18 protein-coding genes are annotated in these 16,997 nt (G+C 32.7%); 15 read left to right on the top strand and 3 right to left on the bottom strand.

Translation table 11 applies throughout. The annotated features are described in order from the left end of the window. Positions 1-12 precede the first annotated feature (12 nt). The 12 genes from acpP to AC1RO3_RS02755 all read left to right on the top strand — a co-directional run bounded on the left by acpP (position 13) and on the right by AC1RO3_RS02755 (position 11,259). Entirely contained in the window at positions 13-255 is a 243-nt protein-coding gene (gene acpP / locus AC1RO3_RS02810; protein WP_409022605.1) for an acyl carrier protein, read from the top strand. A gap of 140 nt (positions 256-395) precedes the next feature. After that, on the top strand, positions 396-1,088 hold the full coding sequence (gene rnc, locus AC1RO3_RS02805) for a ribonuclease III (protein ID WP_481761264.1): 693 nt from the start codon (positions 396-398) through the stop codon (positions 1,086-1,088). A gap of 24 nt (positions 1,089-1,112) precedes the next feature. Then, complete coding sequence (smc, locus tag AC1RO3_RS02800; RefSeq protein ID WP_481761265.1) at positions 1,113-4,649, top strand: chromosome segregation protein SMC; 3,537 nt, start codon at positions 1,113-1,115, stop codon at positions 4,647-4,649. Positions 4,650-4,680: 31 nt separating this feature from the next. Next, the gene (ftsY, locus tag AC1RO3_RS02795) at positions 4,681-5,691 is read left to right on the top strand and encodes a signal recognition particle-docking protein FtsY (protein WP_481761266.1); all 1,011 of its coding nucleotides are present in this window, start codon (positions 4,681-4,683) and stop codon (positions 5,689-5,691) included. Positions 5,692-5,804: 113 nt separating this feature from the next. Next, positions 5,805-6,146 (top strand): putative DNA-binding protein, encoded by a 342-nt coding sequence (locus AC1RO3_RS02790; protein ID WP_409022601.1) that lies wholly within the window; start codon positions 5,805-5,807, stop codon positions 6,144-6,146. A gap of 16 nt (positions 6,147-6,162) precedes the next feature. After that, the gene (gene ffh / locus AC1RO3_RS02785; RefSeq protein WP_481761267.1) at positions 6,163-7,599 is read left to right on the top strand and encodes a signal recognition particle protein; all 1,437 of its coding nucleotides are present in this window, start codon (positions 6,163-6,165) and stop codon (positions 7,597-7,599) included. Positions 7,600-7,738: 139 nt separating this feature from the next. Further along, positions 7,739-8,014, top strand: coding sequence for a 30S ribosomal protein S16 (gene rpsP, locus AC1RO3_RS02780; RefSeq protein WP_409022599.1), 276 nt, complete (start codon positions 7,739-7,741; stop codon positions 8,012-8,014). A 10-nt stretch (positions 8,015-8,024) separates the two neighbouring features. Next, positions 8,025-8,270 (top strand): KH domain-containing protein, encoded by a 246-nt coding sequence (locus AC1RO3_RS02775; protein WP_409022598.1) that lies wholly within the window; start codon positions 8,025-8,027, stop codon positions 8,268-8,270. A gap of 71 nt (positions 8,271-8,341) precedes the next feature. Continuing rightward, entirely contained in the window at positions 8,342-8,857 is a 516-nt protein-coding gene (rimM, locus tag AC1RO3_RS02770; RefSeq protein ID WP_481761268.1) for a ribosome maturation factor RimM, read from the top strand. A 2-nt stretch (positions 8,858-8,859) separates the two neighbouring features. Then, a complete protein-coding gene (trmD, locus tag AC1RO3_RS02765; protein ID WP_481761269.1) occupies positions 8,860-9,591 on the top strand; it encodes a tRNA (guanosine(37)-N1)-methyltransferase TrmD in 732 nt (243 codons plus the stop codon). Positions 9,592-9,721: 130 nt separating this feature from the next. Continuing rightward, positions 9,722-10,069 (top strand): 50S ribosomal protein L19, encoded by a 348-nt coding sequence (gene rplS, locus AC1RO3_RS02760; protein ID WP_057973468.1) that lies wholly within the window; start codon positions 9,722-9,724, stop codon positions 10,067-10,069. 791 nt (positions 10,070-10,860) lie between these two features. Further along, positions 10,861-11,259: a hypothetical protein gene (locus AC1RO3_RS02755; protein ID WP_481761270.1), complete on the top strand. Its 399-nt coding sequence runs from the start codon at positions 10,861-10,863 to the stop codon at positions 11,257-11,259. A gap of 420 nt (positions 11,260-11,679) precedes the next feature. On the opposite strand, the gene AC1RO3_RS02750 is transcribed toward AC1RO3_RS02755, so the two are convergent. Next, the gene (locus AC1RO3_RS02750; RefSeq protein WP_481762175.1) at positions 11,680-12,150 is read right to left on the bottom strand and encodes a transposase; all 471 of its coding nucleotides are present in this window, start codon (positions 12,148-12,150) and stop codon (positions 11,680-11,682) included. A gap of 200 nt (positions 12,151-12,350) precedes the next feature. Here AC1RO3_RS02750 and AC1RO3_RS02745 point away from each other — a divergent pair, with 200 nt between their 5' ends. Further along, positions 12,351-13,670, top strand: a complete 1,320-nt coding sequence (locus tag AC1RO3_RS02745) for a PTS transporter subunit EIIC (protein WP_481761272.1) — start codon at positions 12,351-12,353, stop codon at positions 13,668-13,670. Then, entirely contained in the window at positions 13,660-14,529 is an 870-nt protein-coding gene (locus AC1RO3_RS02740) for an alpha/beta hydrolase (RefSeq protein ID WP_481761273.1), read from the top strand. The genes AC1RO3_RS02745 and AC1RO3_RS02740 overlap by 11 nt, the downstream gene beginning before the upstream one ends. Positions 14,530-14,896: 367 nt before the next feature. Here the strand turns inward: AC1RO3_RS02740 and AC1RO3_RS02735 are convergent, their stop codons facing one another. After that, positions 14,897-15,595 carry a VIT1/CCC1 transporter family protein gene (locus tag AC1RO3_RS02735; protein WP_481761274.1) on the bottom strand — a complete coding sequence of 233 codons (699 nt, stop codon included), beginning with the start codon at positions 15,593-15,595 and terminating at the stop codon, positions 14,897-14,899. A gap of 18 nt (positions 15,596-15,613) precedes the next feature. Next, entirely contained in the window at positions 15,614-16,294 is a 681-nt protein-coding gene (locus AC1RO3_RS02730) for a VIT1/CCC1 transporter family protein (RefSeq protein WP_481761275.1), read from the bottom strand. A 131-nt stretch (positions 16,295-16,425) separates the two neighbouring features. On the opposite strand from AC1RO3_RS02730, the gene AC1RO3_RS02725 reads away from it, so the two are divergent. Next, a complete protein-coding gene (locus tag AC1RO3_RS02725) occupies positions 16,426-16,881 on the top strand; it encodes a Fur family transcriptional regulator (RefSeq protein ID WP_481761276.1) in 456 nt (151 codons plus the stop codon). Positions 16,882-16,997 lie beyond the last annotated feature (116 nt).

Below are 16,997 nucleotides of genomic sequence, written 5' to 3'. Positions count from 1 at the left end.
GAGGCTATTGGAATGACAGAAGAAGAAATTTTTGGAAAAATTGTTAAAATTATAGACGAACATTTTGATTTGCCAGTAGAAAAAATTACGAATGACTTAGATTTTAAAAAGGATTTAGATGCAGATTCAATTGATGTTGTTGAGTTCGTTTTAGAACTTGAAGATACATTTGGTGCAGAAATTTCTGATGAAGATGCAGAAAGTTTAACAACTGTCGGAGACGTTGTCACTTTTATTAAAGCTAACCAAAAATAATAATTCAACACGTATATTAAATCGTTCATTAAAAGCGTTAGACAATGATATTTGTCAGCGCTTTTTTTGTATGGAGTACCTTTTAGTGATTAAAACAGGTATAATTGTAAGAGCAATAATGATAATAACGGAGGATAATAATGATTAAAGGTTTAAATGAAATGTTAGCAGAAGATTTTAATATTAAATTTGTGAATACGGATTTATTAGATGAAGCATTCACACAGGCATCATATGTAAATGAACATCCCAAAGAAAATTTAAAATTTTATGAACGAATTGAATTTTTAGGAGACGCTGTTTTACAATTAACAGTTTCAGAATATTTATATCAGCGGTATACAATGCTGCCACAAGGGAAATTAACGCGTCTAAGAGCTGCAATGGTATGTGAAGAGAGTTTCAGCGCATTTGCTAAAGAATGCCGATTTGATGAATTTATTCGTTTAGGTAAAGGTGAAGAAAAATCAAATGCACGTCAAAGACCTGCGTTATTATGTGATATTTTTGAATCTTTTGTAGGAGCGCTTTATCAAGATCAAGGTAAATTAGCTGTTGAAACATTTATCAGGAAAGTTATTTTTCCAAAATTAGACTTAGGCTGGTTTGACCATGTTATGGATTATAAAACGTCGCTACAAGAGTTTTTACAAAAAGATGGTGATGTTGTCATTACCTATGATGTTGTTGATGACCTTGGTCCAGAGCATGACAGACAATATGTTATGTCTGTCAGTGCTGATGGCAAAATCATTGGACAAGGGGCAGGACATTCTAAAAAAGTTGCAGAACAACAAGCAGCAAGTAATGCATTAGGATTACTCAGAAAGTAAAAATGTTCAGGGGGTTAGTGACGGATGAAATTAGAGTCTTTAGTCATTAATGGTTTTAAATCATTTGCAGACAAAACAACAATTGAATTTAAAGACGGGATGACTGGTATTGTCGGTCCTAACGGTAGCGGTAAAAGTAATATTATTGAAGCAATTCGCTGGGTACTTGGTGAACAATCAGCCAAAAATTTACGTGGAAATAAAATGCCTGACGTTATATTTGCTGGTTCAGGGAACAGATCAGCAGTTAATCGTGCTGAAGTTAGTATTATTTTTGATAATTCTGATTTTTATATTCAAGATAATCCTGAAAAAATAACCGTTACAAGACGATTATTTAGAGATGGTGTCAGCGAGTTTTTAATTAATCAAAAGCAGTGTCGTCTTAAAGATATAACCAATCTATTCATGGATACTGGTCTTGGAAAAGAGTCATTTTCAATCATTTCTCAGGGTAGAGTTGCTGAAATTTTTAATAGTAAGCCCGAAGACAGACGTTCGATTATTGAAGAAGTTGCTGGTGTTTTAAAATATAAACAAGAAAAAAATATTGCCACTCGCCAATTAGAAGAAACAAAAGGTCATCTTAACCGGGTTTCTGATATTATTTTTGAACTTAAAGGACAAGTTGAACCTTTACGTGAGCAAAGTAGTTTGGCAAAGGATTATTTATCTCAAAAAAAGCAATTTGATGAGTTAGAACTTAGTCGGTTGGTTAAAGAAATTAAAAGGCAATCGCAACTAAAAAGGGATGTCACACATTCGTTAGATAAGTTACTTGAAATGGATAGTGATTATAAGACTAAGGTCACTGTAAAAGAACATGAAATTGCAGGTTATCGCTCAGAACTAGAGAATATTGAAAAAATGATTGATCATACACAAAACAAACTATTAGATTTAACAATTAATAAAGAACGGTTGATGGGTCAAAGTAATATATCAACTCAAAAAAAAGATTTTGAAAAGCAAAAAATAACAGAATTAAAAAAAGAACAAGAATCGGTGAATGAACAAATTATTTTGAAACAAGAGTCATTAGCTAATTTAGATAAGCGGTCATTAGCTTTACAGAAAAATATTACTGATGAGAACATGTTTATTGAAGCGATTGATAAAACGTTAGAAACAGCGGATATTTCTGGACAAGATCGTTCAAAAGAATTAAGGCGCGTTGTTAATGATACTATTCAACAACGTACACGATTACAAAGTGAGAATGAGTTTTTACAAAAAACATTAAATTTTGATTCACAGGCTAAGGTTAATGATGACTTATTAGCTACTGAACAAGAGTATTTAACACAAGCAAAAAACGATTTTAAAACTAAAAAAACTGAATTTAATTTGATTGATAATAAATTAATTAATGAAGAAAAAGAATTAGCTAAATTAAAGATTGCCTTGAAAAAAAATAACGATTCTTACGAGGCACAGCAACGTAGATGGTTTGAAGCATCAAACGTTTTAGTACAGGCGAAAAATAAAAAGGATAATCTACTTTTGACGCAAAATAGTTATAACGGCTATTATCAAGGCGTTAAAGCAATTTTAAAAGAAAAAAATAAGTTTCCTGGTTTATATGGTTCAGTGGCAGAATTAATTACGGTCCCAAAGGAAATTAATCAAGCAATAGAGACAGCATTGGGTGCGCAATTACAACAGGTAGTTGTGCAAGAAGAGTCTGTTGCAAAGAATGCAATTAAATTTTTAACGGATAATAAATTTGGTCGGGCAACATTTTTGCCTATTTCAGCTATTAAGGGACGTTCTATCGGTGATGCACAACGTTTCGTCTTAAAGTATGAAGGAGTCATCGGTATTGCGTCAGAGTTAATTAAAGTTGAACCTCAATTTATTGAAATTAGTCAGTATTTGCTAGGGACAACAATTATCGTTGAAGATATGGATACGGCAATTAAAGTTAGTCGTGATTTGAATCATCGAGTTAAAGTTGTCACACGGACTGGAGAAGTAATAAATGCAGGTGGTGCAATAACTGGTGGTAAACAGCAACATACCAGTGGATTGTTAAATCAGAAGCAAACTATTCTACAATTAGATGAAAGTATCCAAAAAATGCAACAAGAATTAGAGGCTCGTGAAGTTCGTGGCAATGAAGCTAGAGTGACTGTTGAAAAGCAAAAAGAAATGATCGAGTCGCTTGAATTGATTGTTGTTGATTTAAAAAGTCAATATCAAACAACACAATCTAAATTAACAACTAGTCGGTTAATTTTAGAACAGCAAGAACTTAAAACGACTGAAAAATATGATGAATTTGAAAAAAATCAAACTGATAAAATTAATAACCAAATAAAATTTAAAGACAATGAACAAAAAATTATTGAATTAGCACGACAAATACAAGTAGCAAATAATGATATTTCTGATATTGACTTACAATTAAAAAATAGTAATCAATTTGAACAGCAGCAACAAGTTAAGAAACAAAACCATCGTGAAAGTTTATTAGTATTCCAAGAACAATTAAAACAGCAACACGCTAATGTTATGCTGCTGAATAACGATATTCAGGAATTAGTTGATAAAGCTACATTGATAAATCAACAACATCAAGACTTACTCAGAAATACCGAAAATAGTCAGGTGAAAGAAAAAGATATCCAAAAAGAATTACAAGAATTTCAAAGGCAAGCAGAAGAAGCCGATTTAAAGTTAGCTGATTTTAAAAAGAACAGAACTAATATTAATCAAACTTTAACTGAAGAAAATAGCCATTTATCTCGTTTATCTGAGTTGCAGAGAAATATTATTGCAGATAAAATCAAAGCTGAAAATCAACAACAACAACTTAATGAGTCGCTTGATGAGTTTCTAGCTAAGCTAGCTAGTGATTTTCAACAGACTTTTGAAGAGGCTGAAAAATTAGAAAGTCAGCAACCTCTTGAACAAATTTTGGCGCAACAAAAATTATTGAGAAAAGGGCTAAAAGAAATTGGTGAGGTTAATGTGGCCTCGATTGATGAATTTGAAAGAGTTAATGAACGTTACTCATTCTTATTAGACCAACAAAATGATTTATTAGAAGCCGATGAACAATTAAAGAAAACTATGATGGATATGGATACTGAAGTTGAAAAAAGATTTAAAGCTAGTTTTATTGATATCTCTAAGAAATTTGAGGAGATATTCCCTGTTATGTTTGGTGGTGGTAAAGCTAGATTAGAATTAACTGATCCAGAAAATCTTTTAACAACTGGAATTGATATTCTAGCGCAGCCGCCTGGTAAAAAAGTTCAAAGTTTGAGTTTACTTTCTGGCGGAGAACAAGCTTTGACCGCAATTACGCTACTATTTGCTATTTTAAGAGTAAAACCAGTTCCTTTTTGTATCTTGGATGAAGCAGAAGCTGCGCTTGACGATGCAAATGTAGCTCGATTTGCTAGTTATCTAAAATCATTTCATCAAGAAACGCAATTTATTGTGATAACGCATCGAAATGGAACAATGGTTGAAGCTAATATTTTGTATGGTGTTACAATGCAAGAGTCTGGTATCTCTAAAATGGTTTCGGTATCATTAGACAAAACGGTTTGATATACTAATAAAAGATTAGGAGGCGCTACAGATGGGAATATTTAGTAGAATTAAGCAAGCTTTTACAGGTGAAGAACCAGAATCATCTGAACAAGAAAAATATGATAAAGGCCTTGAAAAATCAAGAAAAACCTTTGGACAACGCTTAAACTCACTGTTTGCTAATTTTAGAACAGTCGATGAAGATTTTTTTGAAGAGTTAGAAGAAACTTTAATTGAAGCTGATGTTGGATTTGAAACGGCTATGAAAATTAGCCGTGAGTTACAAGAAGAAGTTAAATTAAGAAATGTAAGCAATCCAGATGCTGTTTCTGCAGCAATTATTGAAAAATTGGTAGATTTGTATGAATCAGAGGGTAAAGACGAAGATAATTCTATTGCGCAAGCTGAATCAGGTCCAACTGTTATTTTATTTGTTGGTGTTAATGGCGTTGGTAAAACAACAACTATTGGGAAACTAGCACACCGTTATCATGAAGAAGGCAAAAAAGTACTCTTAGCTGCTGGAGATACATTTAGAGCGGGTGCAATAGAACAACTTGCTGAATGGAGCCGTCGTGTTGATGTCGATATCGTTCGTGGACCAGAAAAAAGTGATCCAGCCTCTGTTATTTTTGACGCGGTAAAACGTGCCAAAGAAGAAGATTACGATATTTTACTAGTTGATACAGCTGGTCGTTTGCAGAATAAAGTTAACTTGATGAATGAATTAGATAAAATTAAACGAATCATTTCTCGAGAAATTCCAGATGCACCTCATGAAGTTTTACTTGTTTTGGATGCAACAATGGGTCAAAATGCTTTAATCCAAGCTAAACAATTTAAAGAAACAACTGATGTGAGTGGTATTGTATTAACTAAGCTAGATGGAACTGCTCGTGGTGGTATCGTGTTAGCCATTCGTAATGAAATGCATTTACCAGTAAAACTTGCTGGATTAGGTGAGCAAATGGATGACTTACGTGATTTTAATGCAGAAGATTTCATTTATGGTTTGTTTAAAGGACTTATTCAAGAACAACCTGAATCAACAGAAGAATAATCTTAGAAGTCAGATTAAACTAATCGGACTTCTTTTTGCTATTGACGTTTAGGGCTAAAATCGGTACCCTTCTAAGTAGGACTGAATGAAACAAAAACGAAGGAGTTTTTTTAGTGGCGATTGATAAAACAAATCGAGTAAATGCATTGTTTGAATTTTATGAGTCATTATTAACTAAAAAACAGGCTGAATATATGGCCATGTACTATGGTGATGATTTTTCACTTGGTGAGATTGCGGACAATTTTGATGTTAGTCGGCAAGCCGTTTATGATAATATCAAACGAACAGAAAAAATTTTAGAAGATTATGAAGATAAGTTGAATTTGTATCATAATTTTATTCAACGTAATGAAAAATTAGACCAAATTAAGCAATACACAGATAGTACTTATAAAGAGGATCAAAAATTAACCGATCTAATTAATCAATTAGAAGAATTAGACGAAGAGTAAGGGTAGGTAGTTAAAAATGGCATTTGAAGGATTAACAGAAAGATTACAAAATGCGATGACGAAACTCCGTCGCAAAGGTAAAATATCTGAAACTGATTTAAAAGAGGTTATGCGTGAAATTCGCTTAGCCTTACTTGAAGCCGATGTTAACTTTACAGTGGTTAAAGAGTTCGTTAAGGTTGTTCGTGAACGTGCAATTGGTGCGGAAGTACTTGAGAGTTTAACGTCATCACAACAAATCGTCAAAATTGTAAATGAAGAATTAACTAAAGTCATGGGTGAAACAGCTGTTCCATTGAACAAGTCATCTAAAATACCAACAATTATTATGATGGTTGGTTTACAAGGGGCTGGTAAAACAACCACAGCTGGTAAACTTGCTTTAACATTAAAAAAAGAAGAAAATGCGAGACCTTTAATGATAGCAGCCGATATTTATCGTCCAGCTGCTATCGACCAATTACAAGTTTTAGGTCGAGATTTGGAAATACCTGTTTTTGAATTGGGTACAAAAGTAAACCCTGTTGAAATTGTTCGACAAGGTTTAGCACAAGCTGCAGAAAATAAAAATGATTACATTATTATTGATACAGCTGGTCGTTTACAAATTGATGAAACGCTAATGGACGAATTAGCTCAAATTAAGGCCTTAGCGAACCCAAATGAAATTCTTTTGACTGTTGATTCAATGACTGGACAAAGTGCGGTAGATGTTGCTAAAGGCTTTAATGAACAATTAGATGTTACTGGTGTCGTCTTAACTAAATTAGATGGTGACACTCGTGGTGGTGCTGCGTTATCAATTCGTTCAGTGACGGGTAAACCAATTAAATTTATCGGACAAGGTGAAAAATTAACTGATTTGGACGTATTCTATCCAGATCGTATGGCATCAAGAATTTTAGGCATGGGTGATATGCTCACGCTGATTGAAAAAGCACAACAAGATTTTGATGAAAATGAATCAGCTAAAATGGCTGAAAAATTTCAAGAAAATACATTTGATTTTAATGATTTTTTAAGTCAAATGGATCAATTACAAAAAATGGGTCCTATGGAAGATATTATGAAGATGATTCCAGGGATGGCTAATAATCCAGCTATGAAGAATGTTAAAATGGATCCCAAGGATATTGACCATATGCGTGCGACAGTATACTCAATGACACCTAAAGAACGCGAAAATCCAGACATCTTGAACCCCAGTCGTCGACGACGTATTGCTGCTGGTGCAGGTCGTCCAATTGTTGAAGTTAACCGAATGATTAAGCAATTTGGCGAAATGAAGAAAATGATGAAGAAAATGAATAGCGGTAATTTTGAAGGTATGGAAGGGATGCTTGGCAAGGGCGTAACAGGTCGCTTAGCTAAGATGTCTATGAATTCTATGGTTCGTAAGAACAAGAAAAACAAGAAAAAACGTATGAAGAAAAATAAAAACTCTAGAAAATAATCATTAAATAACCAATACTGGTATGGCTTAAGGGACATTTTGATAATTTATTTTAACTGTCAAGAAAAAAACCTTTACAAGCTGATAAATAACTGGTATATTAATTATTGTTGAAGTAGATATCAGGAGGTGTATATTAATGTCAGTAAAAATTCGTTTAAAACGTATGGGTTCTAAAAAGAGACCGTTCTACCGTGTCGTTGTAGCTGATTCACGTTCACCACGTGATGGCCGTTTCATCGAAAACGTTGGTACTTACAACCCATTAACAGAACCACAAACAGTAACACTTGAAGAAGAAAGTATTTTAAACTGGTTGAACAATGGTGCACAACCATCAGATACTGTACGTAACATTCTTTCAAATGCAGGCATCATGAAGAAATTCCATGAAGCTAAATTCTCTAAAAAATAAGGACGATTAAATGACTGAAGCAGAAGTGACAAGTTTAATTTTAACAATTGTCAAACCGCTTGTTGAAAATCCTGATGATGTCCAAATAGGACAGAAACAAGATGATCATTATGTCTATTTTGAATTATCTGTGAATTCAGATGATATTGGCCGTATTATTGGGAAGCACGGACAAGTTGCGCAAGCTATTAGAACAATAATCTATGGTGTGCGTTTAACAAGTTCGAAACGAGTGCGTCTAAACATATTAGATTAAAATAGTAACTCTTGAATGAAGCAGCAATGTTTTGTTTGGGAGTTTTTATTTTACAATAAAAAGGAGTAAATATGGATTATTATCAAGTAGGAACAATCGTCAATACTCATGGAATCAAAGGAGAAGTTAGAGTTATGGCTACAACTGACTTCGTTTCTGAGCGTTTTAAAAAGGGAACCGTCTTGTATCTGTTTGATAAGAGCGGAAAACAAGTTATTTCGTTAACGGTTATGACCTATAGACATCATAAAAATTTTGAACTCGTGACGTTTGAAGGATTACAAGATATTAACCTGGTTGAGAAGTATAAAGGATTAGATCTTAAAGTCGCTGATAAAGGTCTTCGGGAATTAGAAGAAGGTAATTACTATTACCATCAAATTATCGGCTTAGATGTCCAAAATGAAAATGAAGAAAAAATTGGCTCTATTTATGAAATTTTAAGCCCAGGAGCTAATGACGTTTGGGTTGTTAAGCGTCAGGGACAGGGTGATTTATTGTTACCAGTTATTAAAGATGTTATAAAAACTGTCGATATTGATAACAATATTGTAACGGTTGAACTTTTAGAAGGATTGGACGACTAAATATGAAAATTGATGTTTTGAGTTTATTTCCAGAAATGTTTGATGGTCCCATGAAACAATCAATTGTTGGTAAGGCAATTGATAAGGACGTTCTTGATTTAAAAATTACTAATTTTAGAGATTTTACAACTGATAAACAAAATCATGTGGACGATTACCCATATGGTGGTGGTGCAGGTATGTTATTACAAGCACAGCCAGTTTTTGACACTTTAGAAGCTGTTCAAAAGGAATCTGACACAAAAGGTAAAGTTATCCTTTTAGATCCAGCAGGACGTAAATTTGACCAAAATGTGGCTGAAGAATTTGCGAAAGAAGAACATCTAACATTTATTTGTGGTCACTATGAAGGCTATGATGAACGTATCCGCGAACTTGTAACTGATGAGGTTTCACTTGGTGATTACATTTTAACGGGTGGGGAACTAGGAGCCATGGTCATGATTGATGCGACTGTTCGATTGTTACCTGAAGTTTTAGGCAATAAAGAATCTGCTCCCGGAGATTCATTTTCAAACGGCTTGTTAGAATATCCGCAATATACACGGCCAGCTGATTTTAGAGGGATGAAAGTTCCTGAAGTTCTAACAAATGGGAATCATAAATTAATCGATGAATGGCGTCAAAAAGAATCATTGAGACGAACATTTGAGAGAAGACCAGATTTGTTGAAAGATATTCAATTATCTAAACAACAAGTTGAATGGTTAGCTGACATAAAATCTGGAAAGTAAAGGAAATAACCTTTACGCCTATAAAGTAATATGATACAATTTTAAAAGTGGTTAAAAGCCACATAAAATTACGATATTCCGCTGGCATAGTGAATGTGAATGAATTTCTGTTGAAAAGGAGATCCAAATTATGAGTCCAATGATCGCAAAACTTACAGAAGCACAATTACGTACAGATATTCCTGAGTTCCGCCCAGGTGATACTGTTCGAGTTCACGCCCGTGTTGTTGAAGGCACACGTGAACGTATCCAACTTTTCGAAGGTGTCGTTTTAAAACGCCGTGGTAAAGGTATTAGTTCAAGTTACACTGTTCGTAAAATTAGTAACGGTGTCGGTGTTGAACGTACTTTCCCATTGCATTCACCTCGTGTTGCTAAAATTGAAGTTATCCGTCATGGTCGTGTTCGTCGTGCTAAATTGTACTACTTACGTGCCCTTAATGGTAAAGCTGCTCGTATTAAAGAAGCTCGCCGTTAGATTGACGTTGAAAAGCCTTGGTAATCAAGGCTTTTTTATTTGTCTAAAAATTTGGTAGACCTATATAATTGAACCTTGCTTCAAAAAGTCGCATTAAAGTCGCTAAAAGGGGCAGAAAAGGGGCAGAAATTATAAGTTTTCGATTTCTAATTAAAGTTTATAATTAATATTTTCAATAACATATAGATATATTTTTATCAATTTTTTAATTCTTTTTGTGCATTACGGAAAAAAGTATTAATTTAAGAGGCTGGCTTTTTTAAGTTTTTAAAGTATTAACTTAGATTAATATTATAGTTAAATTATTTGAAGTAACATTAAAATTATGATAGCGTTAGATTGTTGTTAATGAAAAAGTATTAAAGTAATAGCTATTTTAATGAAGTTTTGTTCAGTATTATTAGTACCTAATCATATTTATGCTCAGGATACATTTATGAGCCGTGATATAACTAAAGCATATAATATAGGAGTCAAAGAGGGTAAAATTAAGCAATAGGATATGAACTATCAAGAGTTTTATGATTTGTGTAGTTCATCTATTTGGCCTGTATATGAAAATCAAGTTAAGCCGGGTGCTAAAACTACTCTTACTGAAATGATTGCATAAGATGACAAAGCAAAGCATGCGAGCAAGAAAGATTTTTTTCAGCAATATACAAAAAGGGTGCTCATGTTGAGGCATATAGAAAAAAGAAACATTATGGATTGCTTGGCAATTTTAGTAGTCCGTTCAAGCCAAATGATATTCATAAAATAACATCATAATAATCTGAGAGAGGGGTTTTAAAATGAAAGTAATTAAAGAAGCAAGCGGATGGATACTTCGGGGACTACTTCTTTTTAGTGGATTATGTTATGGTGGTCTCATTTATCCAAGTATAGTAATACATGGAAAATTAGCGCCATTTTCATATTATTTTGGAGGCACATTATGGGACGATTTGGCAGTGGTCATGGGATTATTAACATTTTTATTGTTAATAATCCTAGCTATAATGCCTAATAGATATTTAAAACGTTTTTGGAAATATTTTTTTATTATTACAGTGAGTATATTAGTACTTTCACTCCCAGGTGGTGCATTTTTGTTATTAACTATAATTCCTTTGTGGGAACTGATTATTATATTGGTAATAGAATGGGGAATTACATTAGGGCTTTTGTTTATAATCAAAAGCGTAGATTAAATTGGGTCTGCGTCAAATAGTGATGGTGAGACAATAAACGTCTAATCTAATTAAGGGAAATCCAAAAGGATTTCCTTTTTTTAGTTATGAATTAATAAAATTCTTTCAAAAAGATGATGTCAGTTTCCGAAACCGTAACTGCTACGTTTAAGTGTTTTAATTTTTCGATTAAGTCCTTCTATAGGACCGTTTTAATAAGTTGAAGATAAAAATATTTTCAATATAATGTGGATTCTTTATGAAAGTGGTTATTACAGTATCCATTTCACTGTTATTTGGTTGATAGTTTTCTAATAACTGAGTTTTTAAAGATTTATATTCTCTATTTTTATGATCAATTATCTGATTTAAAGTATCTATACGAACACAATCTAAGGCTTTACCAGCCAGTTAAACTAAATGAAAACGATCAATAATTATTTAAGCATTTGGGAATAGTTGATGAATGATACTTTGATATTGAGCATTCAGGTCTACAACAACAGAGGTTACAAATTGTCTTTCTTTTAGAATATATGCATTAAAAAAATGTTCCTTAATAACACTGTTAAAACGATTAGGCAGTATCGCTACAAAATTATGTGTTTCAGCATCAATCGCACTTTGACATGAAGCCCAAATAAAGCGTTGGTTCCGTAATCGCAAATGAAATTCATAGCCATTTACGCTAGAAATTCTAGCATTAACTAAACGTGTTCCATTTTTGATCATAGTTAAATAGCCACAATCTGGGTCTCTTGGAGGTATGTATGTTAATGGTGCATCTATGATATTAACTTTTCTTTTACGTGATACTATTCTAACAAAATCATCGGAAACGTTAATTTTCTTAATATTTTCGTCTTCTGTTCCTAATAGTAATAGTGCGGAATTAATTGTGATCATCAGCATCCCTCGCTTTTGATTATGTTTTGCAACTTAATCATAGCAGGGGCCGGTGGCCTCTTTTTTTGTTTTCAGAATAAAAAACTGGTGTTGATGAATTTTATTTTACCAACACCAGAAAGTGTACACCCTCAAAGTTTATAATTAACATTTTGTTGTTGGGTTACTATTGGTTTATAATAAAAAATAGATAAGGGGGTTATTCAATGAATAAACTATGGGTGACGTTTTCGCAAAAATTGTTAAGAGTTGATTTACGTTTTAAAAAAACTTTTGTTTATCAAGCAATTGAAAAAACATTTGCAATTATCTTACCGTTTATTATTATTGGAAGTTTTAGTATGGCGCTTAGTTCTAGCGTTTTATCAGAACAAGGGTTCTTTAATCAAGTATATAATATTTCATCATGGTTACCTTATGAAAAAATCATAACAAATATATTCGAAATTATTAATACAGTTACAATGAGTTTTATCGCAGTAATGACAGCTTTTTTGAGCGCAAAATACATGACTCGGTCCTTTAAAAAAGATGAACAAATTGCAGGATTCACTGGGGCAGTCGGGATGCTTATTTTGAATTATAATTTATCAAGTTTAAACCCTGATAGTGATCAGGGGACATTCTTGATTCAAGAGTTAGGTGTTAAAGGGATTTTTATCTCACTGATTTTGGGGGTCTTTGTAGGATATATCTTTAAATGGTTTTCACCTAAAAATAAGCAAGAAAAAGTAGATCAATATACATTTATTTCTCGTGGTTTAGAGAGTCTGTTGCCGATAGTGATAATATTGGGGATTTTAATTGGACTAGTCATGTTAGTTTCATTGGTTAATCAAATCGGTGTGAATGGTCTCTTATATTCTATGTTTAGATTAACAGAAGTTAAATCAAGGCATTTAATTATAACTATTTTATTTTTATCCTTTTTCAATACTGTTTTATCTGGTATAGGAATTTCTGGTTCTTTAGGAATTGCACAAGGCGGCTTAGATGATACTTCGGTTGTCAGTAACTTAAGTTATGCGTTAAAGCATGGCACGTCTTTTGGTGTACCTTTTCCTATCTCTATACATACAATTTATGACAGTTTTGGTAGCTTTGGTGGAACAGGAATGACCTTATCTTTAATTATAGCAATATTGATAATGTCTAAAAATAAAAATAGTCGTAAAATAGCAAAAATATCAATTATTCCAAGCTTTGTGAATATTAATTTTCCATTGATGTTTGGGTTACCAATTATTTTAAATCCTATTTTAATGGTTCCGTTTATCTTATCACCCATCGTTTCAATGTTGATTGGGTACTTCTGTATTTACTTTAAGTGGATACCTCCAGCAGTTTACAGCTTACCTGAAACGACTCCAGCACCATTAATGGCATTTTTAGGAACTGATGGGTATTGGAGTACATTAGTTGTATCAGGAATTGTGCTTATTATTACAGTTTTAATTTATATGCCGTTTGTAAAATTAAATAATAAGGCAATGAATATTGATGGAGGTAAGCTAAATGAAAAATAAACGGAAAATAGTTAAATACGTGTTTATTTGGATAGCTATCTTAGCTTGTTTTTTAGCTGTTATCGTACCGGCAAATACATGGAACACTAAAAAGGTCAAAACAAGCCGAATTATTCATAATTCAAAGTTAAATCCAGTTATTTTAATACCAGGAAGCAGTGCAAATCAAGATCGATTTGATGAATTGATTGATGTTTTAAATACTTCAACAAATCGAACGCATAGTTTGTTAAAGATAACGGTTCAGAAAACTGGAAAACTTAAAATTACTGGTAAAATAGCTAAACGAGATATGCAACCTTTCATAGTTGTTGGTTTTGAAGATAATTCGAATGGCTATAATAGTATAAAAAAACAAGCTAAATGGTTTGATATAGCGTTTACGTATCTTGCTGATAAATATAAATTTAATCAATTTAATGGTATCGGGCACTCTAACGGAGGTCTTATTTATACGACATTTTTAGAAGAATATTTTGATGATAAAGCGGCCTCAATTAATACGTTAATGACGATAGGTTCACCATATAATGGTGAAGAAACTAATCAGAGTACAAGAACACAGATGTTAGCGGATTTTGTAAAGAATCGAAAAAAAATTCCAACTAACTTAGTGTTGTACTCGATTGCTGGAACAGATAATTACAATAATGATGGAATTGTTCCATATCAAAGTGTTAATGCCGGAAAATATATTTATCAAAATCAAGCGAAATCCTATACAGAAATAACTGTCACAGGAAATGAATCGGAACATTCTGATTTACCACAAAATAAGCAAATTGTTGCTTTAATTGAACAGTATATTATTGCTTCCCAAAATTCTAAAAATAGTGGACCAGATGATAAGAAAATTTAGAGTAGTGCTTGATTATTATTGTGATGAACTATGTATAGTTGCACATTGTAAAAATAGTCTTAATGATCTTAAATATGTACAGTATATCAATTAAACAGACAATGTCGATGGCGAGTGTTGTATTTAATTATTGAAAGTAGTATAAAATATAGGCCTTTGTTAACTATTGCTGATCAATGATATTAAAAAAGTTCTAATCGCTAAGTGATTAGAACTTTTTTGTATGAATTTTAAGAGTATAAAGTGGTTTAGTTCAAAATTTATAAACATTTTGAAAGCTAATGCGCTATATAAAATGTATCTATGACAACAAATAAGTTGGGAAAAAATATTTAACTAGTTTGGGCGGGGTTTCATAATGATATGTCTAAAAAAACTGGCCAATTCCATAATGAATTAACATGGTTATTAAACCAATGATAATATTTCGTATAATGGCAACTTTAATTTTACCATCACCTAATTTGGAGCTAATAAAGGCAGTTAAAGCTACAGCTACTGAAACCGCAATAATTGTACCTATCATTTTCCAATTGTTTGGTAATATAATAATGGCAAGTAGTGGGAAAATACCACCTAAAGCTGCAGAGATTAGTGAGGAAAAAGCGGCATCCCAAGGGTTCATATAGTGTCCTAATTCGAGACCGTATTTAACATTAATAATCGTTTCTAGTGGCTTTTTTTGCATTAATTCTGTAGCAATTTCAAAAGAGGTTTCTTCAGAAACGCCCTTAGCCGTATAAAAATTTTGAACATCATGAATTTGATCAGTACGACTCGTAATCATACGCTGTTTTTCGACGGCAACAGCTGCTTTTTCGGTGTCACTTTGTGAACTGACAGAGGCATATTCGCCAGCTGCCATAGAAAATGCGCAAGCTATTAGATCAGTTAACCCAGCGATGAAAATAATGAAATTATCTGTTGTAGCTGCTGCAACACTGAACAGGACACCTACAACAGTTAAAATACCATCATTAGATCCTAGTATACCTGCACGAAGTGAATTAAGTTTTTCATCCATTGTTTTGTATTTTTTTTGTTTAATTTTGGTTTCAGATGTCATGAAATTAAGTGTCCTTTCCTAATGAGCAAATAAAGTACCAATAAAGTAAGTGACTAGCATTGTTAAAATACCAGAAATAATATTACGAATAACTGATTTTGTCCGATTTGAGTTACCCAAAGTTGCAGCACTAAATCCTGTGATAGCTAGTGCAATAATGACAGAAATAGATGTGGCAATGACCTTAAATTCAGCAGGGAATAAAGTAATTGCAAGTAGGGGCAGCAATGATCCAATCGGAAAAGAAATCATTGATGCAATCGCAGCCGCATAAGGATCCGTATAGACGTTAGGATCAAAGCCATATTTTTCACGTACAATAGTATCTAATGGGTTAGCCGACATCATTTCATCTGTAGCTTTTAATGCTAAGGATGAAGAAATACCTGTTTTAAAATATTTTTGATAAACATAATTATATTCCTTATCATAATTATGTTTTAGATTGTACTTGGAATTGGCAGTAGCAACTTCTTGCGAATCTTTTTGGGTACTTACAGAAACATATTCTCCCATAGCCATTGAGACAGTACCGGCAAGCATACCAGCAATACCTGAAATGAAAATAGAAAAATTATTGTTCGTAGCGCCAGCGACACCAATGACAATCCCAGCAACGGAAAGAATACCATCATTAGCTCCCATAACACTAGCTCTTAAAACATTTATTTTCTGAGATAAAGATAATTTTTTAGACATAACTCTCTCTCCTTTGTTATAATGATTCTAAATATATAATCATTATAAATCAATTCAATAGATAAAGTCCACATATTTTATGAAATATGAGATAATGAACAGAGTGAATTAAGAAAATGGGGGTCGTTAAATTGATCGATAAAAATCTTGACCAGGCTTTAGAAATTTTAAAAGAACGTGGCGTACGTATAACACCACAGCGTAAAATAATTCTTGAATATTTAGTAACGCAACATAACTACCCATCTGTTGAACAAATTTTTAACGGAATTAAAGATGGAAGCGTAGGGTTAGGCATAGCTACCGTTTATAATACGTTACAAATATTAGTTGCTCAAAAATTAGTGATAGAATTGTCTAATGGCGATGATGGTAAAATGCGCTACGATTATTTTGGTATTCCACATTATCATGCTATCTGTCTTAACTGTGGCAAAATAACAGATATATTTACAGAATTAACTTTTCATGAGGCAGAGCAAGAGGCGGAAAATAAAAGTGGTTATATAATTGAAAGTACACATGTCGAGACGTTTGGATATTGTCCAGAATGTCAAATAAAACTGGGTTTAACAGAAAATAAATAATATATATCAGTAGATAAAATAAGCTTTAAAAATATGGTTGGTAGTACCAATTTGTAGATAGTACCCATTTTACATAAAGGTTACAGCTGTACAAAATCAGATGTCACACCTTTAGT

Source organism: Dellaglioa sp. CoH-57-MRSF-19 (assembly GCF_056781975.1).
The sequence above is the reverse complement of the archived record's forward strand: the minus strand, read 5'-3'. Positions and strand labels throughout refer to the sequence as shown.